Raw genomic sequence first — 19,591 nt, forward strand, 5'->3', positions numbered from 1 at the left:
CCGGGCTGAGACATGATGATGTCTCAGTCTCATTTTTTTAATCATGTGAATATTGTTTTTATTTTGGATATTCCTGTAAGGGTTTAAAATTTTGAAAGCAATCTTTATAATAGCTTTACCTGTCGTCAGGTAAGTTTTTAGAAAATTGATTCTTGTGAAAAAGTGGGGGATTTGATGGACGCTACAAAAAAGCGAGGTTTTTTTACCAAAGGGCTTGATGGAATCGAGCGCGTTGGTAACAAGCTTCCTCATCCAGTAACGCTGTTCTTTCTTTTTGCAGCGATGGTCGTATTAGCTTCAGCACTCGGTTCAGCACTTGGCTGGTCGGTAAATAATGCTGAAGGTGAAGAGATTACAGTTTTTAATCTCTTAAGCTCTGAAGGTATTCTGTATATGTTTGAGTCAGCTGTCACAAACTTTACAGGATTCGCGCCACTCGGAACTGTACTTGTGACAATGCTTGGTATTGGGATTGCTGAACGTTCAGGACTGATCTCAGCAGCACTGAAAGCACTTGTTACATCAGTACCGAAACAGCTTTTAACAGCTGCACTTGTATTCGGTGGTATTATGTCATCGATGGCTGCTGATGCAGGTTACGTCGTACTTACACCGCTTGGAGCGGTATTATTCGCCGGTCTTGGCCGTCATCCTCTTGCTGGTCTTGCAGCGGCATTCGCCGGTGTATCAGCAGGTTTCTCAGCAAACCTTCTTGTTACATCACTTGATCCGCTTTTAGGTGATCTGACAATTGCAGCAGCAGCTACAGTTGATGCAGGTTACGCTGAAGGCATGAACATACTGATGAACTACTACTTTATGATCGCTTCAGTTGTTCTGCTGACAATTGCAGGTACATTTGTAACTGAAAAAATCGTAGAGCCGCGTCTCGGAACGTACAAAGGTTCATATACAGGTGAAGAAGGCGAAGATATGACAACGGTTCGCCCTGAAGAGAAAAAAGGTCTTTGGGGAGCGCTTATCTCAATCATCGTTACTTCAGCACTGATTGCATTACTTGTCGTTCCGTCATGGGGGCCGCTGCGCGCAGGACTTCCAAATGATGATATCCTGAATGCGCCTTTCTTCCAGACGCTTGTACCAATTCTATTTATCTTCTTCCTGATCCCGGGTCTTGTATTTGGTCTGGTAACGAAGAAGATTAAGAGCGACACGGATGTTGCTGAGCAGATGGGTGACACAATGGCGACAATGGGCATGTACATTGTACTTGCCTTTGCAGCAGGTCAGTTCGTTGCTTACTTTAACACGAGTAATCTCGGTCAAATCTTTGCCTACAATGCAGCGGGCTGGTTAAGTGATGCAGGCCTTGATGGCATGTTACTTGTACTTGCCTTTATGTTCGTTGTGGGTGTAATTAATATCTTTATCGGATCATCATCTGCTAAATGGGCATTTATGGCACCGGTATTTGTTCCAATTATGATGCAGCTTGGATATGCGCCTGAATTCACTCAGGTACTTTACCGTATTGCTGATTCAACAACAAACATCATTTCTCCACTGATGCCATACTTTGCAATTGTCATCGCATTTGCACAGAAGTATGACAAGAAGGTTGGGATTGGTACACTGATTGCAACAATGATCCCTTACACGATTGTATTCTCGATCGTATGGATGATTATGCTGCTTGTGTTTATGTATACACCTATCGATCTCGGACCAGGTGCCAACATTTTTTATAATAACTAAACGATTTAAAAGGACTCCTTTTCCAGGAGTCCTTTCTTTATATTTAAATTCATCGCTTTTTAAAAGACTATCAGTGTTTTAGCACAGCTGGTGATTGAAGGTTAAGGGGGCGACTCTTGTGGCAGGAAGTGACAGGTGAGACCGGGCGTGGCAAAACCTGCGGGCTCAACGCCCGGTCACGGAAAGCGTCCCCCGGGAGCGGAAAACAGAAGTCAAATAACTGATAGATATTTGACAAATATAATAAATGACAGTTACACTATTTATAAAGATTATAAAGAAAGACTTTATATAGAAAGAAGGTGCATGGCGGTGTCAGAAGTGCAATTAAGAGACGCATTAGATTCACTGAAAGGGACTGGAGTACGTATTACTCCTCAGCGTCATGCGATTTTGGAGTATCTGGTAGGCGCTATGTCACACCCGACCGCTGATGAGATTTATAAAGCACTAGAAGGTAAGTTTCCAAACATGAGTGTGGCTACTGTTTATAACAATCTGCGCGTATTTCGTGAAGTAGGACTTGTTAAAGAGCTTACTTACGGAGATTCTTCAAGTCGTTTCGATTTTGTTACAACCGATCATTATCATGCAATTTGTGAAGAATGCGGAAAGATTGTGGATTTTCATTATCCGGGTCTCGATGAGGTTGAACACTTAGCTTCTCACGTAACAGGTTTTAAAGTAAGTAACCACCGTATGGAAGTATACGGTACATGTAAAGATTGCGAAGCCAAATCTGCTGCGCATTAAAAAAAGCAGTTCCTTTTAAAAAGGAACTGCTTTTTTAATTAGCTTTGAGTCGATTGTTTCTTCTTTTTATTATAACCCTCATTGAACTCTTTGCCCTCAAGGTCCGGATCAAGTGTAAGAGGTTCACGGCAGTACATACACATGTCCACCCGGCCAAGTACCTTTGTCTGTTTTTCGCAGTTTGGACAGGTAACGACCACTGCTTTAGTAGAAAGCATGCCGATCCAGAAATATACGACCATACTGAATAAAATGGATAACATTCCGAGTACAATAAAAATCAGCATGATAATCGGATTGTCTCTAAAGAAAATTCCTCCATACATGATGATTACGCCGATAAAAACAAGCGCAAGCGCAAATGAACGGATTTTGTTAATTTTATTTGAATAAGCTTTTGCCATAATTGTCCCTCCTGAACTTTTACTATATCATAGAAACCTGATAACAAAATAATGAAATCGTGACGGATTATTTAAGAAATCAAATGAAGGAAATCAAAAGCTTTTGTCGAATAGATGTAGGGGAGCAACTTAAAAGCGAAGGAGCCATTACATATGGAAGATATTCTACGTCCAATCTATCAGGAGCGGGCCAGCCAGACCAACACTTTAGGTATTGTCATTATGGAAAAACGAGATAAAAAAAGTCCAATCACTGATACATTCGATACCATTCTGCTGATCATTGTAAAAGAAGCAGATCGTCCAATCTTTATTAAGCATTACACCTATGAAGATAAAAAAGCGGCGATGCATATCGTAACAGAATCCCGTCTGAGAGAATGGTTGCTGCTCGGATCAAACCGGAAAGTAGTGGACTGGCTTTTAAATGGCAGAGCTGTATTTGACCGCAATGAATTTATTGATCAGCTGCGCCAGGAATTAAAAGACTTTCCTTTCTATGGACGCAAAATCAAAATGGGCATTGAATATGCGAAGTTAATCAGAAGATATATGGATGGAAAAGCTTTTTTTGAATCCAGACACTTTCTCGATGCCTACAATCATGTAGTTCACTCACTGCATCATTTAGCAAGACTTGCTGTAATCGAAAATGGATTTCATCCTGAAGTAACTGTATGGAATCAGGTCAGACAAATCGAACCTGAAATCTATAAGCTTTATGAAGAGCTGGTCAACAGTGAGGAAAGTCTCGAAAAAAGACTTGAGCTATTATTCCTCGCAAGTGAATTTCTGATTCATTCAAGAATGGAAGTCGGATCAAGTCACTTAGTCAGTATAATGGAAGAAGAGGATAGCTGGAGTTTTCAGGACTTACATCTCCACGAAGAACTAAGCTATTATTCTGTAGATCTTGCAGTTATGATTGAATTCCTTCTTGAAAAAGGAGTCATATATACGCAGCCGGTTGAAACCAAAGGTAAAGGGATTTATCACAGACATTATTATGTGTGACTGTAAAAGAGCGGGTCAGATCCTGCTCTTTTCTCTTTGATCACAAGCTTTCAATTTTCCGGGAATAATCTGAAAACATGTTTTTTGAAAAACTTTTTAAAAATCTATTGATCTTTGATGAAACCCTTGTTAAGATAGTAAATGTCGCTGATGAGGCGGCATTAACGCGACAAAATAAAATTTAAAAAACTTATTGACGCAGTGAAATAAATTATGCTAATATAAGAAAGTCGCTTGAGAGAGCAACGCCGCATTCCTTCCTTATAAAGAAGGATGCTGAGAAGAAACATTTGAACCTTGAAAACTAAACAACCAAACGTCAACGTTTTAAGATTTTAAGTCTTTTTCGAACAAAAAAGACAATGAGCTTTTCAAACACTTTACGGAGAGTTTGATCCTGGCTCAGGACGAACGCTGGCGGCGTGCCTAATACATGCAAGTCGAGCGGACAGATGAGGAGCTTGCTCCTCAGATGTTAGCGGCGGACGGGTGAGTAACACGTGGGCAACCTGCCCTTAAGACTGGGATAACTCCGGGAAACCGGGGCTAATACCGGATAATTGAAAGAACCTCCTGGTTCTTTTATGAAAGGCGGCTTCGGCTGTCACTTAAGGATGGGCCCGCGGCGCATTAGCTAGTTGGTGAGGTAACGGCTCACCAAGGCAACGATGCGTAGCCGACCTGAGAGGGTGATCGGCCACACTGGGACTGAGACACGGCCCAGACTCCTACGGAGGCAGCAGTAGGGAATCTTCCGCAATGGACGAAAGTCTGACGGAGCAACGCCGCGTGAGTGAAGAAGGTTTTCGGATCGTAAAGCTCTGTTGTCAGGGAAGAACAAGTACCATAGTAACTGATGGTACCTTGACGGTACCTGACCAGAAAGCCACGGCTAACTACGTGCCAGCAGCCGCGGTAATACGTAGGTGGCAAGCGTTGTCCGGAATTATTGGGCGTAAAGCGCGCGCAGGTGGTTCCAAAAGTCTGATGTGAAAGCCCCCGGCTCAACCGGGGAGGGTCATTGGAAACTGGGGAACTTGAGTGCAGGAGAGGAAAGTGGAATTCCACGTGTAGCGGTGAAATGCGTAGATATGTGGAGGAACACCAGTGGCGAAGGCGACTTTCTGGCCTGTAACTGACACTGAGGCGCGAAAGCGTGGGGAGCAAACAGGATTAGATACCCTGGTAGTCCACGCCGTAAACGATGAGTGCTAAGTGTTGGGGGGTTTCCGCCCCTCAGTGCTGCAGCTAACGCATTAAGCACTCCGCCTGGGGAGTACGGCCGCAAGGCTGAAACTCAAAGGAATTGACGGGGCCCCACAAGCGGTGGAGCATGTGGTTTAATTCGAAGCAACGCGAAGAACCTTACCAGGTCTTGACATCCCGGTGACCGCACTGGAGACAGTGTTTTCCCTTCGGGGACAACGGTGACAGGTGGTGCATGGTTGTCGTCAGCTCGTGTCGTGAGATGTTGGGTTAAGTCCCGCAACGAGCGCAACCCTTGATCTTAGTTGCCAGCATTCAGTTGGGCACTCTAAGGTGACTGCCGGTGACAAACCGGAGGAAGGTGGGGATGACGTCAAATCATCATGCCCCTTATGACCTGGGCTACACACGTGCTACAATGGACGATACAAAGGGCTGCGAGACCGCGAGGTTTAGCCAATCCCATAAAATCGTTCTCAGTTCGGATTGTAGGCTGCAACTCGCCTACATGAAGCTGGAATCGCTAGTAATCGCGGATCAGCATGCCGCGGTGAATACGTTCCCGGGCCTTGTACACACCGCCCGTCACACCACGAGAGTTTGTAACACCCGAAGTCGGTGAGGTAACCTTTTGGAGCCAGCCGCCTAAGGTGGGACAGATGATTGGGGTGAAGTCGTAACAAGGTAGCCGTATCGGAAGGTGCGGCTGGATCACCTCCTTTCTAAGGAAATATGACTGGCTCTTTGGGTCAGATCATAAACGATTGTTGACTGTTTGGTTGTTTAGTTTTGAAGGGTCAAACCTTCAAAACACTGACTTTTTTCTCGTCTCTTCTATTGTAAGAGCGTTATGAGAAAAAAGCAGCTCGTTCCTTGAAAACTGGATAACGACATCAAAGTAAGAAAGATAACCGAGAATCGCCATCTTAGGGTTTTCTATAAGAAAACTAATTAAGAAGTACCTTTTTAACTAGGTTAAGTTAATAAGGGCGCACGGTGGATGCCTTGGCACTAGGAGCCGATGAAGGACGGTACGAACACCGATATGCTTCGGGGAGCTGTAAGTAAGCTGTGATCCGGAGATTTCCGAATGGGGGAACCCCTTATCCGTAATGGGATATGATCTTCCGCTGAATACATAGGCGGTTGAAGGCAGACCCAGGGAACTGAAACATCTAAGTACCTGGAGGAAGAGAAAGCAAATGCGATTCCCTGAGTAGCGGCGAGCGAAACGGATCAGCCCAAACCGAAAGGCTTGCCTTTCGGGGTTGTAGGACACTCTATACGGAGTTACAAAGGAAGCAGTTAGACGAAGCGGTCTGGAAAGGCCCATCACAGAAGGTAACAATCCTGTAGTCGAAAGCTGTTTCTCTCAGAGTGGATCCTGGTACGGCGGAACACGTGAAATTCCGTCGGAATCCGGGAGGACCATCTCCCAAGGCTAAATACTCCCTAGTGACCGATAGTGAACCAGTACCGTGAGGGAAAGGTGAAAAGCACCCCGGAAGGGGAGTGAAATAGATCCTGAAACCGTGTGCCTACAAGTAGTCAGAGCCCGTTAACGGGTGATGGCGTGCCTTTTGTAGAATGAACCGGCGAGTTACGATTTGATGCAAGGTTAAGCGAAAGCGGAGCCGCAGCGAAAGCGAGTCTGAATAGGGCGACATAGTATCAGGTTGTAGACCCGAAACCAGGTGATCTACCCATGTCCAGGGTGAAGATGAGGTAACACTCATTGGAGGCCCGAACCCACGCACGTTGAAAAGTGCGGGGATGAGGTGTGGGTAGCGGAGAAATTCCAATCGAACCTGGAGATAGCTGGTTCTCTCCGAAATAGCTTTAGGGCTAGCCTCATGTAGTAAGAGTCTTGGAGGTAGAGCACTGTTTGGACTAGGGGCCCCCAACGGGTTACCGAATTCAGACAAACTCCGAATGCCAAAGACTTATCCATGGGAGTCAGACTGCGAGTGATAAGATCCGTAGTCGAAAGGGAAACAGCCCAGACCACCAGCTAAGGTCCCCAAGTAATCGTTAAGTGGAAAAGGATGTGGGGTTGCTTAGACAACCAGGATGTTGGCTTAGAAGCAGCCATCATTTAAAGAGTGCGTAATAGCTCACTGGTCGAGTGACCCTGCGCCGAAAATGTACCGGGGCTAAACGATTCACCGAAGCTGTGGATGAATCTCTATGAGATTCGTGGTAGGAGAGCGTTCTAAGCGCTGTGAAGTCAGACCGGAAGGACTGGTGGAGTACTTAGAAGTGAGAATGCCGGTATGAGTAGCGAAAGAAGAGTGAGAATCTCTTCCACCGAATGCCTAAGGTTTCCTGAGGAAGGCTCGTCCGCTCAGGGTTAGTCGGGACCTAAGCCGAGGCCGATAGGCGTGGGCGAGGGACAGCTGGGGGGTATTCCTGTACCACCAACACATCGTTTGAGTAATGGGGGGACGCAGGAGGATAGGAGAGCACGCCGTTGGTTGCGCGTGTTTAAGCAGTTAGGCAGGAAATGAGGTAAATCCCGTTTCCGCGTAAGCTGAGCTGTGATGACGAGGGAAATTAGTACCGAAGTCTTTGATTCCACACTGCCAAGAAAAGCCTCTAGCGAGATGCAAGGTGCCCGTACCGCAAACCGACACAGGTAGGCGAGGAGAGAATCCTAAGGTGAGCGAGTGAACTCTCGTTAAGGAACTCGGCAAAATGACCCCGTAACTTCGGGAGAAGGGGTGCTCTATTAGGGTGCAAGCCCGAGAGAGCCGCAGTGAATAGGCCCAGGCGACTGTTTAGCAAAAACACAGGTCTCTGCGAAACCGTAAGGTGAAGTATAGGGGCTGACACCTGCCCGGTGCTGGAAGGTTAAGAGGAGTGCTTAGCGCAAGCGAAGGTGTGCGATTGAAGCCCCAGTAAACGGCGGCCGTAACTATAACGGTCCTAAGGTAGCGAAATTCCTTGTCGGGTAAGTTCCGACCCGCACGAAAGGTGCAACGATCTGGGCACTGTCTCAACGAGAGACTCGGTGAAATTATAGTACCTGTGAAGATGCAGGTTACCCGCGACAGGACGGAAAGACCCCGTGGAGCTTTACTGCAGCCTGATATTGAATTTTGGCACAGCTTGTACAGGATAGGTAGGAGCCTTAGAAACCGGAGCGCCAGCTTCGGTGGAGGCATTGGTGGGATACTACCCCGCTGTGTTGAACTTCTAACCCGGGCCCTTATCGGGCCGGGAGACAGTGTCAGGCAGGCAGTTTGACTGGGGCGGTCGCCTCCTAAAGAGTAACGGAGGCGCCCAAAGGTTCCCTCAGAATGGTTGGAAATCATTCGAAGAGTGTAAAGGCATAAGGGAGCTTGACTGCGAGACCTACAAGTCGAGCAGGGTCGAAAGACGGGCTTAGTGATCCGGTGGTTCCGCATGGAAGGGCCATCGCTCAACGGATAAAAGCTACCCCGGGGATAACAGGCTTATCTCCCCCAAGAGTCCACATCGACGGGGAGGTTTGGCACCTCGATGTCGGCTCATCGCATCCTGGGGCTGTAGTCGGTCCCAAGGGTTGGGCTGTTCGCCCATTAAAGCGGTACGCGAGCTGGGTTCAGAACGTCGTGAGACAGTTCGGTCCCTATCCGTCGTGGGCGCAGGAAATTTGAGAGGAGCTGTCCTTAGTACGAGAGGACCGGGATGGACGCACCGCTGGTGTACCAGTTGTCATGCCAATGGCATCGCTGGGTAGCTATGTGCGGACGGGATAAGTGCTGAAAGCATCTAAGCATGAAGCCCCCCTCAAGATGAGATTTCCCACACGCAAGTGGTAAGATCCCTGAAAGATGATCAGGTAGATAGGTTCGAGGTGGAAGCATGGTGACATGTGCAGCTGACGAATACTAATCGATCGAGGACTTAACCAAATATAAGAAAGTGGAAGCGACTGGTCAGCTTTGAGAGCTGGTGGAAGCCTGAATGGGTGAGACGTTAGTCTCAAACAGGCAGGGTGAAGCAGCCGAAAAGCTAGGAGCTGAAACTGGACTAAGGTTGATTCTCGGAAAATCTCTTACTTTGATGAACGTATCCAGTTTTGAAGGCGCGAAAAAAAGTGTTGCATTTGCCTTCGAAAAGTGTTATGATAGTACTTGTCGCCGAGTTGCGATATAGTCTAGTGATGATAGCGAAGAGGTCACACCCGTTCCCATGCCGAACACGGAAGTTAAGCTCTTCAGCGCCGATGGTAGTTGGGGGTTTCCCCCTGTGAGAGTAGGACGTCGCTAGGCAATATTCCACAGTAGCTCAGTGGTAGAGCAATCGGCTGTTAACCGATCGGTCGTAGGTTCGAGTCCTACCTGTGGAGCCATGGAGAGCTGTCCGAGAGGTCGAAGGAGCACGATTGGAAATCGTGTAGGCGGCTACCGCTGTCTCAAGGGTTCGAATCCCTTGCTCTCCGCCATTGCATACTGGCCCGTTGGTCAAGCGGTTAAGACACCGCCCTTTCACGGCGGTAACACGGGTTCGAATCCCGTACGGGTCACCATTTAAAATTTATTCCCATGGAGAATTAGCTCAGCTGGGAGAGCATCTGCCTTACAAGCAGAGGGTCGGCGGTTCGAGCCCGTCATTCTCCACCATTCTTTCTAACTTTATATCGTCGCGGGGTGGAGCAGTTCGGTAGCTCGTCGGGCTCATAACCCGAAGGTCGCAGGTTCAAATCCTGCCCCCGCAATTACCTTTGGTCCCGTGGTGTAGCGGTTAACATGCCTGCCTGTCACGCAGGAGATCGCCGGTTCGATCCCGGTCGGGACCGCCATTTTCAACTGATGGTTGAAAAATAATTATTTACATAGTAAGATAGAAAATGCTTAAATATTTGGCTTTGTAGCTCAGTTGGTAGAGCAATGGACTGAAAATCCATGTGTCGGCGGTTCGATTCCGTCCAAAGCCACCATGTATTGCCGGTGTAGCTCAACTGGTAGAGCAACTGACTTGTAATCAGTAGGTTGGGGGTTCAAGTCCTCTTGCCGGCACCAGTTTTAATTTTATATGGAGGGGTAGCGAAGTGGCTAAACGCGGCGGACTGTAAATCCGCTCCTTCGGGTTCGGCAGTTCGAATCTGCCCCCCTCCACCATTCATAGGGGCATAGTTTAAAGGTAGAACAGAGGTCTCCAAAACCTCCGGTGTGGGTTCGATTCCTACTGCCCCTGCCAATTTTAAAAATTTCATTACGGCGATTGTGGCGAAGTGGTTAACGCACCGGATTGTGGTTCCGGCATTCGTGGGTTCGATTCCCATCAGTCGCCCCATATATTGGGCTATAGCCAAGCGGTAAGGCAACGGACTTTGACTCCGTCATGCGTTGGTTCGAATCCAGCTAGCCCAGCCATTTTTTGCGGGAGTAGTTCAGTGGTAGAACACCACCTTGCCAAGGTGGGGGTCGCGAGTTCGAATCTCGTCTTCCGCTCCATTTTTATTTTCGGCGGTATAGCCAAGTGGTAAGGCACGGGTCTGCAAAACCCTTATCACCGGTTCGAGTCCGGTTACCGCCTCCAAATATTTTAAATAATTGTGATTTGTAATACGTACATGCGTATGATAAGATTCATACTATCATGCCGATGTGGCGGAATTGGCAGACGCGCACGACTCAAAATCGTGTTCCTTCGGGAGTGCCGGTTCGATCCCGGCCATCGGTACCAGCATACGCGGGTGTAGTTTAGTGGTAAAACCTCAGCCTTCCAAGCTGATGTCGTGAGTTCGATTCTCATCACCCGCTCCAACATACATAACCAACGCAGTGTTTCGTTTAACTAAAACGAAGCGGTGCGTTTTTTTGTGTCTTTAACTATGTTAAAGAGACTGTTTAGGAAGGCAGTGTCTCCAGTGGCTGGGAGGGATGAAGCCTCTTGGCTCACCGCCGGGCCACTTGGAGTATACTTCGGACCGTAAATCAGCGGTCTGCTTTAACAGGTCTATGTATTTAAATAAATATAAAAGCCTCATATATGATGAGGCTTTTTGATCGATCGTGTCCGGATGATATAATATATTTAAATAATTTGTGATGTTGCAGTACCTCCATTTACCTGGATAAACATATGCTTTAACGAATCAAGCAGCTTTTCCTGATCCTCAGTTGGCAGTGAGGGTCTGAAGTAGACAATGTGTAATGCTTCAGTTGTATCCCTGCTTACTGCAGTTCTGATTGAATCAACGCTTGGACTGCCGAATGGCCCATGATCATCAGCAGCGATAACCAGGTTTTCAGCAGAGTTTTCTCTGCCGTTTAAGCCTTCAAATTGCTGATGTTTGCTGCCGACCCTGATCTCAACTGGTCCGCTGATCTTTTCAGCATCGTATATGCCTAGCGGCGTTTCGTACTGCAGGGAAAAGAAGTTATTCAGATCAACTGCTGAATTAGCACTCGGCAGATAATTTTGTTTTGAAATTCTTCTGAGAAGAGCTTCGGTACTTGGTCTGTATCGGTTAGGATCTTTACCGAAATGCTTAAACAATTGTCTCCATTCAGCTATGCCTTCAAAGTCTGCCGGCTTCTTATCCTTCAGGTCAAAAAATAGTGATTCCTGAAACAGTTGGAGCCGCCCTTTTAGCATCTGAGGTGATTCACTGACGGTGACGTTTCGATAATGAATAATGCCAAATGAATAAGATGATAGTGATGAATGAACTGAAACTTCCATACGGTGGTCAACTCCTTTTGTATGCATTCAGTTTAACATTTCCATATAGAAAGGGGGATTAGAATGAATTATGATACGCTGAAACAGGAAATTATTGATCACATTGATGAACTGGGCATTGATAAAATCGGCTTTACAAGCGCAGGTTTCTTTTCTGATCTGAAAGGACGGCTGATGAGACAGGAAGCACTCAATTATCAGTCAGGTTTTGAGGAAAAGGATATCGAAAAGCGTGTAACCCCTTCATTATTAATGCATGAACCTAAATCAATTATATCGATTGCACTTGCTTATCCTTCTAAAATGAAGGATGCTCCGAGAAGTAAAAAAGGAGAGCGCAGAGGGGTTTTCGCAAGAGCATCGTGGGGAGAGGATTATCACACGGTTTTAAGAAAAGCGCTTGAGCGCCTTGAGCAGTTTATACAGGAGAGAGTGCCTGATGCGAGAATGAAGTCGATGGTTGATACGGGAGAGCTTGTGGACCGTGCCGTTGCTGAGAGGGCAGGCATCGGCTGGAGCGCTAAAAACTGTTCCATTATCACGCCGGAGTTTGGTTCTTATGTTTATTTAGGTGAAATGATTACAAATATCCCTTTCAGCCCGGATGAACCGATGGAGGATCAGTGCGGCGATTGTAATTTATGCGTGGATGTGTGTCCGACCGGTGCACTGGTGCAGGGAGGACAGCTTGATGCAAAAAAGTGTATCGCATTCTTGACGCAGACGAAGGACTTTCTCCCTGACGAATATCGCTCTAAAATTGGGAATAGACTTTATGGATGTGATACGTGTCAGACAGTATGTCCTAAAAATAAAGGGATTGATATGCATATTCATCCAGAGTTTGAGCCTGATCCGGAGATTGCTAAGCCACTTCTTGAGCCGCTATTGTCAATCAGCAACAGGGAATTTAAAGAGCAGTATGGTCATGTGTCGGGTTCATGGAGAGGTAAAAAGCCGATACAGCGTAATGCGCTGATTGGACTTGCTCATTTTAAGGAAGCTTCAGCACTCCCTTCTATTTTTGAAGTGATGCAGCATGATGTGCGCCCGGTTATGAGAGGGACAGCAGCATGGGCAGCAGGTAAGATCGGCGGGGAAGAAGCTGAACAGATGCTGTTGAAGCAAAAAGAAGTTGAACAGGATGAAGAGGTGTTAAAAGAGATCGAAAAAGGCTTATCACTTTGTAAATGAAAGGTGTGAAGGGATGTATAATGGCGCACTTGCCGCTGCCTACGCTGAAGAATGGTGGGATAGGAGAAATCCTGCATTTCCTGCTTTCCCGGTAGACTGTACGAACTTTGTATCTCAATGTCTGCTTGCCGGGGGTCTTGTGATGAGAGGGTACCCTGACCGATATAATGGGTGGTGGCTTCAGGGAGGACAATGGAGTCTCAGTTGGGCCGTTGCACATTCAATGCGCTGGTTTTTGGAAGAAGCAGCTGAGAGAGTGCCAGATGCTTCGATGCTTCAGATTGGTGATGTCATTTGTTATGATTTTGCAGGTGACGGACGAATTGATCATACGGCCATTGTGACATATTTAGACCAGGGTGTACCTTATGTTAATGCACATACAAACGATAGCCGGAGAAGGCTTTGGACATATAGTGATTCAGCAGCTTATTCTCCATCGATCAGGTATTATTTTTTTCACCTTTCATGATAGAATAGATAATGGCTCAGCCGAAATACATGATGAGGTGAAGACATTGGGATTACACGTTGTACTATTCCAGCCGGAGATTCCTGCTAATACAGGTAACATTGCACGTACATGTGCAGCGACTGGTACATCATTACATTTAATTAAGCCGCTTGGCTTTTCTACAGACGATAAAATGCTGAAACGTGCAGGTCTTGATTATTGGCAGCATGTTGATATTCATTACCATGAGTCACTAGAAGACTTTTATCAGGCAAGTGAAGGCGGGGATTACTTCTATCTGACGAAGTATGGAAAACAGCCGCATTCAACTTTTGATTACAGTGATATGGAGAAGGATTTTTATTTTATTTTCGGACGTGAAACGTCAGGCCTGCCTGATGACGTGATTGAAAATAATAAAGACCGTGCCCTGCGTATTCCGATGAATGAACATGTGCGTTCATTGAATCTGTCGAATACAGCAGCCATTCTTGTATACGAAGCGTTAAGACAGCAGAACTATCCTTCACTTGGGTAAAGTAACCTTGTAATATATGTTTGGAAAAAACTTCTGAGTATTAAAAGCACATATAGTGCAGCGAAACGGTTATAAAGAAAGGATGAGATCTCACTCTCATCCTTTTTTAATGCTTAAAATTTGAAGGTCTGACTAATAAAACGCTACACTTAAAAACAGTTAGACATAGAAAGGTGGATAAAAGTATGAATCAGACAATTGAAACATTGTTGAATCACCGGTCAGTCAGAAAATTTAAAGACGAAAAGCTGTCACCTGAACAAATTCAGATGATCGTTGAAGCTGCTCAGATGGCTTCTACATCAAGCTTTATCCAGGCATATTCAATTATTGGTGTAACGGACCCGGAGAAAAAGAAAAAGCTCGCTGAACTTGCAGGCGGTCAGGATTATGTAGCTGACAGCGGGCACTTTTTTGTATTCTGTGCGGATTTATACAGACATTCATTAATCGGCAAGTGGGAAAATGCAGATGTAGATGATTCAATTACTTCCATGGAAAAGTTTATGGTCTCTGTTATTGATGCATCTCTAGCTGCACAAAATGCAGCAGTTGCGGCTGAATCAATGGGGCTTGGCATTTGTTATATCGGAGGACTTCGAAATAACCTGCCGGAAGTATCAGAACTGCTTGAAACACCGGAACATGTGATTCCGCTGTTTGGTCTGACAGTCGGTGTACCGGATCAGGAGACAGCTGTTAAACCAAGAATGCCGTTTCAGTCTATTTATCATGAAAACAGCTATAGACATCAGGAAGATACAGTAAAGCAGGAAATGGATGAATATAATGAGGCGATCTCAGCCTATTACCATGAGCGTACTTCAGGAAAAAGAAGTGATAAATGGACAGAACAGATGGCACAAATGCTTCAAAAAAAGAACCGGATGTATATGAAAGAATTTGTAGAAGAGAAAAACTTTGCAAAGAAGTAACTAAAAAAAGCTGCATCGGCAGCTTTTTTTAGTTTTTTTTAGTTTTGCCCGGCTTATCGTTATAACCAGCTGCAAAGATCGCTGCAAGGAATGCTACACAAATACCTAAAATCAGTACTGTACCCATTTCAAATACCTCCCGGAGAAAAAGTGTGAATCAATTTCATATACTTTTAATTATACATGAATCCCCACAATAAAGAAATGACTGACATGTGAATTAGCAGATTTCATTTAGCATTGTTCATGAATACAGGGTGTGCTGCATACCGTTTTATATGAAGGCGAAGAGGGGGAGAATCAGATGGATATGTTAAAACGGGTGGCAGACTATCAGCTTGAAGAATCGATGCTTAAATGGGAAGGGACCTTCTCTGATTATTTAATGATGCTAAAAGATAAACCCTGGGTTGCGCAGTCTGCACATTCGCGCATTTATAATATGATCAAAGATGCAGGTACAGAGAACATTAACGGCAGGAAAAGCTACCGTTTTTTTAATCGTCATTTATTTGGACTTGAAGAAGCACTTGAGCGGCTTGTGGAGGAATATTTTCATCCGGCAGCCAGAAGACTTGATGTGAAAAAGAGGATTCTATTATTAATGGGACCTGTAAGCGGTGGAAAATCAACTCTTGTCACGCTTTTAAAAAGAGGGCTTGAACAATATACGCGAACGGATCGCGGGGCTGTATATGCAATTAAAGGTTGTCCAATGCACGAAGATCCACTGCATTTGATTCCGGAAGCACTGCGTGATGATTTCTTTAAGGAATATGGTGTACGGATAGAGGGGCATTTATCACCGTTAAATATGATGAGACTTGAAAAGGAATTTGGGAATAGAATTGAAGATGTTCCGGTTGAGCGGGTGTTTTTCTCAGAAGATAAGCGGACCGGTATCGGCACATTCAGTCCATCTGATCCGAAGTCGCAGGACATTGCTGATCTGACAGGCAGTCTGGACTTTTCTACAATCGCTGAGTATGGCTCTGAATCAGACCCGCGGGCATACCGGTTTGACGGGGAGTTAAATAAGGCAAATAGAGGGCTGATGGAATTTCAGGAAATGCTGAAATGCGATGAAAAGTTTCTGTGGCATTTGCTTTCTCTGACGCAGGAAGGAAATTTTAAAGCGGGACGGTTTGCATTGATCTCAGCTGATGAAATGATTGTTGCACATACCAATGAAACTGAATACCGCTCATTTATTGCAAATAAGAAGAATGAGGCGCTTCACTCCAGAATGATTGTAATGCCGATGCCTTATAATCTCAGGGTGTCTGAAGAGGAGAAAATTTATGAGAAACTGATCTCGCAAAGTGATGTGGCAGATGTTCATATTGCACCGCACACGCTGCGCACAGCAGCTGTATTTACCGTTTTAACACGATTGAAGGAACCAAAGCGCAAAGACATCAATCTGATCAATAAAATGAAAATGTATGACGGGGAGTCAGTTGAAGGGTTTGGAGAATCAGATGTCGAAGAGCTGAAGCGGGAGCACTCAGGTGAAGGGATGGAAGGGATTGATCCCCGCTATGTCCTGAACCGGATCTCTTCAACGATTATCAAAAAAGAACTCAGTTCGATTAATGCGCTAGATGTACTAAGATCCTTAAAAGAAGGATTTGACCAGCATGCGTCTATTTCAAAAGAGAGCCGGGAACATTATTTAACATGTATTTCACTCGCAAGAAAAGAGTTTGATGATCTGGCTAAAAAAGAAGTGCAGAAAGCATTTGTTTATTCCTATGAAGAATCCGCTAAGACACTGATGGATAACTACCTGGATAATGTTGAGTCCTATTGTCATAAATCAAAATTAAAAGATCCTTTAACCGGGGAAGAGATGCATCCTGATGAAAGGCTGATGCGTTCAATTGAAGAGCAGATCGGCGTGTCTGAGAATGCGAAAAAAGCATTCCGGGAAGAGATCCTGATCAGAATTTCAGCCTTTGCAAGGAAAGGCAAGCGGTTCGATTATCAATCGCACAGCCGGTTAAAAGAAGCGATTCAGAAAAAGCTGTTTTCTGATCTGAAGGATGTTGTGAAGATTACAACGTCTTCCAAAACACCTGATGAACTTCAGTTGAAAAAGATGAATGAAGTCATTGCAAGGCTGATAGATGAATACGGTTATAACTCTGTCAGTGCTAATGACCTGCTGCGTTACGTCGGTTCTCTCCTGAACAGGTAACGTTTTTCAGCTGTGAATGCAGGGTATATTCACAGTAGAGGTGAATTGACATGACAAAGAAACATGAACATGATAAAAATGATGTACCCGATAACAGCTCCATGGCAAATGATCTTGAAGAGATGGATCAGCTTGGCCGCCAGATGGAAAAAATGCGCACAAATGAACAATTGAAAAAGCACCGGGAGCCCGGTACTGAGCAATATGAAGAAGAGGAGTAAGTTGCCTCTTCTTTTTTTATGGCTGAGAGCGGGTTTAAGAGTCGAAGCAGGATAGGATGATTTAGAGCTGTCGGCAAGCGGCTGGGACGGTTATGGCGGATACTGGAGTTTTCGATCGGCTTTTGGGGTTTATCTATGACCTTTTGCTATGATTAGATCAGCAATCCGGTTTATTCAACTTCTGCAGCGCAGCTGCCAGATATATAAATGAGCTTTTGACTTTTATCTATCACCTCTCAAATTATATCGATGACCTTTTTAATGATTCGAACGCTAAAGCGCAGACACTATGTCCAACGTGTACACGCTCAAATGCTCATCTCTGTTTTTCTTAATTTGACCGAATTTTCAAACAATGATACAATTGAAAAAAATTCGGAGGGGATTTTTCATGCCAGGCAGAGAGTATTTTAAAGAGCTTGAGCCGGTAAATGGGAGTATGGCGAGCACAATGGAAGAGCTTGTGATGCTTGGAAAGCAGATGGAGAAAATCCGGTCAGGCGGGGAGTTGAAGTCGAGTAAGAAGCTTTCGGATCCAATTCAATATGAAGAAAAGTCTTAAAATAACCAGTCATAAAAAACTGGTTATTTTTTTTGAAACTTTTTCTGATGATATACGTATAAGAGGTATGAATTGAAAACAGCCATTATGCCATATATGATAAGTAAATGAAGAAAGGACTGGATGTTAAATGAGAATTTCCACAACGATGAAATGGATCACAGGTGGACTTGAAGCGTTTTTTGCGATTCCGATCTTAGGCGGAATCATTATATTCGGTACTTCATGGGCACCGCTCGGAATCATGCTTGCTCTTCACATTGTCACGCTTGTATTTGCAGCACGCGAGTACACCTCCAAAACAGGAAGCATTTTTGGGATTGTGACTTCAGTTGTCGGTGTTATACCGTTCCTCGGGTTTGTGATGCACGTTGTAACAGCTGTGATTCTGCTGCTGGACGCATCACGTTCTACAGCCGAAGAAAAAAGCATTTAAAAGACCTGAATTGCCAGGTCTTTTTCTTTTCGACTCTTTTTCTTGAAATCTGATGAAATAATCTGAGGGTTCTTTCATACAATGAAGAAAAGGAAAAGGGTGGAGGCAGTTATGCAGGGTTCTATCGTATCGAAAGAAGACTGGTCCCTGCATCAGCAGGGCCAGGAGGATCAGGTGAGGCACAGCCGGAAGATTCAGCAGGCCATTAAAGACAGGCTGCCTGAGCTGATCACTGAAGAAAATGTCATTATGTCAGACGGGAAAAAAGTTGTGAAGATTCCGGTCCGTTCACTGGATGAATATAAAATTCGTTATGATCATTCAAAAAAGAAGCACATTGGACAGGGCGATGGCGATAGTGAAGCAGGGGATGTTATCGCAAGGTCCGGTAAGGAAAGCGGCAAACAGGCGGGGTCTGATCCGGGAGAAGATTATGTAGAAGCAGAAGTATCGATTGAAGATATTGAAACAGCTTTATTCAGCCAGCTCGAGCTTCCTGATTTTAAACAAAAAGAAGAAGTTGACGCTGCAAAAGAAGGCATTCAGTTCACCGATATCAGAACAAAAGGTCTGACAGGTAATATTGATAAAAAGAAGACCATGATGACTGCATTCAAGCGAAATGCAATGAACGGGGAAGCAGGATTTCACCCGATTCTGCCTGAAGACATCCGTTACAAAACTTGGACTGAAACAAAAGAAAAGGAATCAAAAGCAGCTGTAATCGCGATGATGGATACAAGTGGATCGATGGGCATGTTTGAAAAGTATATTGCAAGAAGCTTCTTTTTCTGGCTGGTCAAATTTTTAAAGCTGCATTATTCACACGTGGAAATCAGATTTGTATCGCACCATACAGAGGCAAAAGAAGTGGAAGAAGATACCTTTTTTACAAAAGGTGAAAGTGGCGGTACAATCTGCTCCTCTGCTTATCGGAAAGCGATTGAGATCATTGAAAATGATTATCCTGTTGAAAGATATAATATTTACGCTTTTCATATTTCAGATGGTGATAATCTGACGTCAGATAATGAAAGATGTCTGCCACTGATCAAGCAGCTCGCAGAACACTGCAACATGCTTGGCTACGGTGAAGTCAGCCAGTATCACCGCCAGTCTTCCCTTATGTCGGTCTTTGCAAAATCTGAACAGGAAGATATCAGAACCTTTATCGTCAGAAGAAAAACCGAAGTACTGGATGCACTGAAGTACTTTTTAAGCAAGAAGCTGAATGTGTAGTTAAACAGAAAGGAAGGTAGCACTAAATTTAGCGCTACCTTCCT

At 44.9% G+C, this 19,591-nt stretch carries 14 protein-coding genes, 16 tRNA genes and 3 rRNA genes; 31 read left to right on the forward strand and 2 right to left on the reverse strand.

All coding sequences use genetic code 11. The annotated features are described in order from the left end of the window. The first annotated feature begins 174 nt into the window (after positions 1–174). The gene (locus DH10bf12_RS09825) at positions 175–1,716 is read left to right on the forward strand and encodes an AbgT family transporter (RefSeq protein WP_471735146.1); all 1,542 of its coding nucleotides are present in this window, start codon (positions 175–177) and stop codon (positions 1,714–1,716) included. A 306-nt stretch (positions 1,717–2,022) separates the two neighbouring features. Next, positions 2,023–2,469: a peroxide-responsive transcriptional repressor PerR gene (gene perR, locus DH10bf12_RS09830; RefSeq protein ID WP_471735147.1), complete on the forward strand. Its 447-nt coding sequence runs from the start codon at positions 2,023–2,025 to the stop codon at positions 2,467–2,469. 38 nt (positions 2,470–2,507) lie between these two features. Here the strand turns inward: perR and DH10bf12_RS09835 are convergent, their stop codons facing one another. After that, entirely contained in the window at positions 2,508–2,873 is a 366-nt protein-coding gene (locus DH10bf12_RS09835; protein ID WP_471735148.1) for a YgzB family protein, read from the reverse strand. A gap of 153 nt (positions 2,874–3,026) precedes the next feature. Here DH10bf12_RS09835 and DH10bf12_RS09840 point away from each other — a divergent pair, with 153 nt between their 5' ends. From DH10bf12_RS09840 to DH10bf12_RS09935, 20 genes are all read left to right on the forward strand, one after another. Further along, complete coding sequence (locus DH10bf12_RS09840; protein WP_471735149.1) at positions 3,027–3,887, forward strand: nucleotidyltransferase-like protein; 861 nt, start codon at positions 3,027–3,029, stop codon at positions 3,885–3,887. A 379-nt stretch (positions 3,888–4,266) separates the two neighbouring features. Then, a 16S ribosomal RNA gene (locus tag DH10bf12_RS09845) occupies positions 4,267–5,815 on the forward strand. 251 nt (positions 5,816–6,066) lie between these two features. After that, positions 6,067–8,989 (forward strand): 23S ribosomal RNA (locus tag DH10bf12_RS09850). Between the two features lie 244 nt (positions 8,990–9,233). After that, a 5S ribosomal RNA gene (rrf, locus tag DH10bf12_RS09855) occupies positions 9,234–9,349 on the forward strand. Together the 16S, 23S and 5S rRNA genes with 16 tRNA genes alongside form the textbook arrangement of a ribosomal RNA operon. A 5-nt stretch (positions 9,350–9,354) precedes the next feature. Continuing rightward, positions 9,355–9,429: transfer RNA gene (locus tag DH10bf12_RS09860), tRNA-Asn, on the forward strand. A 1-nt stretch (position 9,430) separates the two neighbouring features. Next, positions 9,431–9,522 (forward strand) — tRNA-Ser (locus DH10bf12_RS09865). Positions 9,523–9,531: 9 nt separating this feature from the next. Then, a tRNA-Glu gene (locus tag DH10bf12_RS09870) sits at positions 9,532–9,606 on the forward strand. Between the two features lie 18 nt (positions 9,607–9,624). Continuing rightward, positions 9,625–9,700, forward strand: a tRNA-Val gene (locus DH10bf12_RS09875). Positions 9,701–9,721: 21 nt separating this feature from the next. Continuing rightward, a tRNA-Met gene (locus tag DH10bf12_RS09880) sits at positions 9,722–9,795 on the forward strand. Between the two features lie 8 nt (positions 9,796–9,803). Then, a tRNA-Asp gene (locus tag DH10bf12_RS09885) sits at positions 9,804–9,879 on the forward strand. Between the two features lie 62 nt (positions 9,880–9,941). Then, a tRNA-Phe gene (locus tag DH10bf12_RS09890) sits at positions 9,942–10,017 on the forward strand. 6 nt (positions 10,018–10,023) lie between these two features. Further along, a tRNA-Thr gene (locus tag DH10bf12_RS09895) sits at positions 10,024–10,099 on the forward strand. A 15-nt stretch (positions 10,100–10,114) separates the two neighbouring features. Further along, positions 10,115–10,198, forward strand: a tRNA-Tyr gene (locus DH10bf12_RS09900). A gap of 5 nt (positions 10,199–10,203) precedes the next feature. Then, positions 10,204–10,277 (forward strand) — tRNA-Trp (locus DH10bf12_RS09905). A gap of 20 nt (positions 10,278–10,297) precedes the next feature. Beyond that, positions 10,298–10,373 (forward strand) — tRNA-His (locus tag DH10bf12_RS09910). Between the two features lie 5 nt (positions 10,374–10,378). Beyond that, positions 10,379–10,453: transfer RNA gene (locus DH10bf12_RS09915), tRNA-Gln, on the forward strand. A 6-nt stretch (positions 10,454–10,459) separates the two neighbouring features. After that, positions 10,460–10,534 (forward strand) — tRNA-Gly (locus DH10bf12_RS09920). 11 nt (positions 10,535–10,545) lie between these two features. Next, positions 10,546–10,619, forward strand: a tRNA-Cys gene (locus DH10bf12_RS09925). A gap of 62 nt (positions 10,620–10,681) precedes the next feature. Further along, positions 10,682–10,766 (forward strand) — tRNA-Leu (locus DH10bf12_RS09930). A gap of 6 nt (positions 10,767–10,772) precedes the next feature. Then, a tRNA-Gly gene (locus DH10bf12_RS09935) sits at positions 10,773–10,846 on the forward strand. A gap of 271 nt (positions 10,847–11,117) precedes the next feature. On the opposite strand, the gene DH10bf12_RS09940 is transcribed toward DH10bf12_RS09935, so the two are convergent. Further along, a complete protein-coding gene (locus DH10bf12_RS09940; protein WP_471735150.1) occupies positions 11,118–11,768 on the reverse strand; it encodes a B3/B4 domain-containing protein in 651 nt (216 codons plus the stop codon). Between the two features lie 63 nt (positions 11,769–11,831). On the opposite strand from DH10bf12_RS09940, the gene queG reads away from it, so the two are divergent. The 9 genes from queG (at position 11,832) to yhbH (ending at position 19,547) form a co-directional block, all read left to right on the forward strand. Next, the gene (queG, locus tag DH10bf12_RS09945; RefSeq protein WP_471735151.1) at positions 11,832–12,962 is read left to right on the forward strand and encodes a tRNA epoxyqueuosine(34) reductase QueG; all 1,131 of its coding nucleotides are present in this window, start codon (positions 11,832–11,834) and stop codon (positions 12,960–12,962) included. A 13-nt stretch (positions 12,963–12,975) separates the two neighbouring features. Then, positions 12,976–13,434, forward strand: a complete 459-nt coding sequence (locus DH10bf12_RS09950; RefSeq protein WP_471735152.1) for an amidase domain-containing protein — start codon at positions 12,976–12,978, stop codon at positions 13,432–13,434. 46 nt (positions 13,435–13,480) lie between these two features. Continuing rightward, positions 13,481–13,954 carry a tRNA (uridine(34)/cytosine(34)/5-carboxymethylaminomethyluridine(34)-2'-O)-methyltransferase TrmL gene (trmL, locus tag DH10bf12_RS09955; protein ID WP_471735153.1) on the forward strand — a complete coding sequence of 158 codons (474 nt, stop codon included), beginning with the start codon at positions 13,481–13,483 and terminating at the stop codon, positions 13,952–13,954. 185 nt (positions 13,955–14,139) lie between these two features. Further along, positions 14,140–14,889 (forward strand): oxygen-insensitive NADPH nitroreductase, encoded by a 750-nt coding sequence (gene nfsA / locus DH10bf12_RS09960; RefSeq protein ID WP_471735154.1) that lies wholly within the window; start codon positions 14,140–14,142, stop codon positions 14,887–14,889. Positions 14,890–15,193: 304 nt separating this feature from the next. Further along, complete coding sequence (locus DH10bf12_RS09965) at positions 15,194–17,089, forward strand: PrkA family serine protein kinase (protein ID WP_471735155.1); 1,896 nt, start codon at positions 15,194–15,196, stop codon at positions 17,087–17,089. A gap of 50 nt (positions 17,090–17,139) precedes the next feature. Further along, the gene (locus DH10bf12_RS09970; protein WP_471735156.1) at positions 17,140–17,310 is read left to right on the forward strand and encodes a hypothetical protein; all 171 of its coding nucleotides are present in this window, start codon (positions 17,140–17,142) and stop codon (positions 17,308–17,310) included. A 391-nt stretch (positions 17,311–17,701) separates the two neighbouring features. Beyond that, positions 17,702–17,872 carry a hypothetical protein gene (locus DH10bf12_RS09975; RefSeq protein ID WP_156129535.1) on the forward strand — a complete coding sequence of 57 codons (171 nt, stop codon included), beginning with the start codon at positions 17,702–17,704 and terminating at the stop codon, positions 17,870–17,872. A 130-nt stretch (positions 17,873–18,002) separates the two neighbouring features. Further along, entirely contained in the window at positions 18,003–18,308 is a 306-nt protein-coding gene (locus tag DH10bf12_RS09980; protein WP_471735157.1) for a hypothetical protein, read from the forward strand. Positions 18,309–18,389: 81 nt separating this feature from the next. Next, positions 18,390–19,547, forward strand: coding sequence for a sporulation protein YhbH (yhbH, locus tag DH10bf12_RS09985; protein ID WP_471735158.1), 1,158 nt, complete (start codon positions 18,390–18,392; stop codon positions 19,545–19,547). The last annotated feature ends 44 nt before the right edge of the window (positions 19,548–19,591 follow it).

The organism is Jeotgalibacillus sp. 10bf12 (assembly GCF_055597105.1).

What these genes read in the sequence shown, in the direction of transcription:
- DH10bf12_RS09825 (WP_471735146.1), top strand. Translation starts at nt 175, where the DNA reads ATGGACGCTACAAAAAAGCGAGGTTTTTTTACCAAAGGGCTTGATGGA.
- perR (WP_471735147.1), top strand. Translation starts at nt 2,023, where the DNA reads ATGGCGGTGTCAGAAGTGCAATTAAGAGACGCATTAGATTCACTGAAA.
- DH10bf12_RS09835 (WP_471735148.1), bottom strand. Translation starts at nt 2,873, where the DNA reads ATGGCAAAAGCTTATTCAAATAAAATTAACAAAATCCGTTCATTTGCG.
- DH10bf12_RS09840 (WP_471735149.1), top strand. Translation starts at nt 3,027, where the DNA reads ATGGAAGATATTCTACGTCCAATCTATCAGGAGCGGGCCAGCCAGACC.
- DH10bf12_RS09940 (WP_471735150.1), bottom strand. Translation starts at nt 11,768, where the DNA reads ATGGAAGTTTCAGTTCATTCATCACTATCATCTTATTCATTTGGCATT.
- queG (WP_471735151.1), top strand. Translation starts at nt 11,832, where the DNA reads ATGAATTATGATACGCTGAAACAGGAAATTATTGATCACATTGATGAA.
- DH10bf12_RS09950 (WP_471735152.1), top strand. Translation starts at nt 12,976, where the DNA reads ATGTATAATGGCGCACTTGCCGCTGCCTACGCTGAAGAATGGTGGGAT.
- nfsA (WP_471735154.1), top strand. Translation starts at nt 14,140, where the DNA reads ATGAATCAGACAATTGAAACATTGTTGAATCACCGGTCAGTCAGAAAA.
- DH10bf12_RS09965 (WP_471735155.1), top strand. Translation starts at nt 15,194, where the DNA reads ATGGATATGTTAAAACGGGTGGCAGACTATCAGCTTGAAGAATCGATG.
- DH10bf12_RS09970 (WP_471735156.1), top strand. Translation starts at nt 17,140, where the DNA reads ATGACAAAGAAACATGAACATGATAAAAATGATGTACCCGATAACAGC.
- DH10bf12_RS09975 (WP_156129535.1), top strand. Translation starts at nt 17,702, where the DNA reads ATGCCAGGCAGAGAGTATTTTAAAGAGCTTGAGCCGGTAAATGGGAGT.
- DH10bf12_RS09980 (WP_471735157.1), top strand. Translation starts at nt 18,003, where the DNA reads ATGAGAATTTCCACAACGATGAAATGGATCACAGGTGGACTTGAAGCG.
- yhbH (WP_471735158.1), top strand. Translation starts at nt 18,390, where the DNA reads ATGAAGAAAAGGAAAAGGGTGGAGGCAGTTATGCAGGGTTCTATCGTA.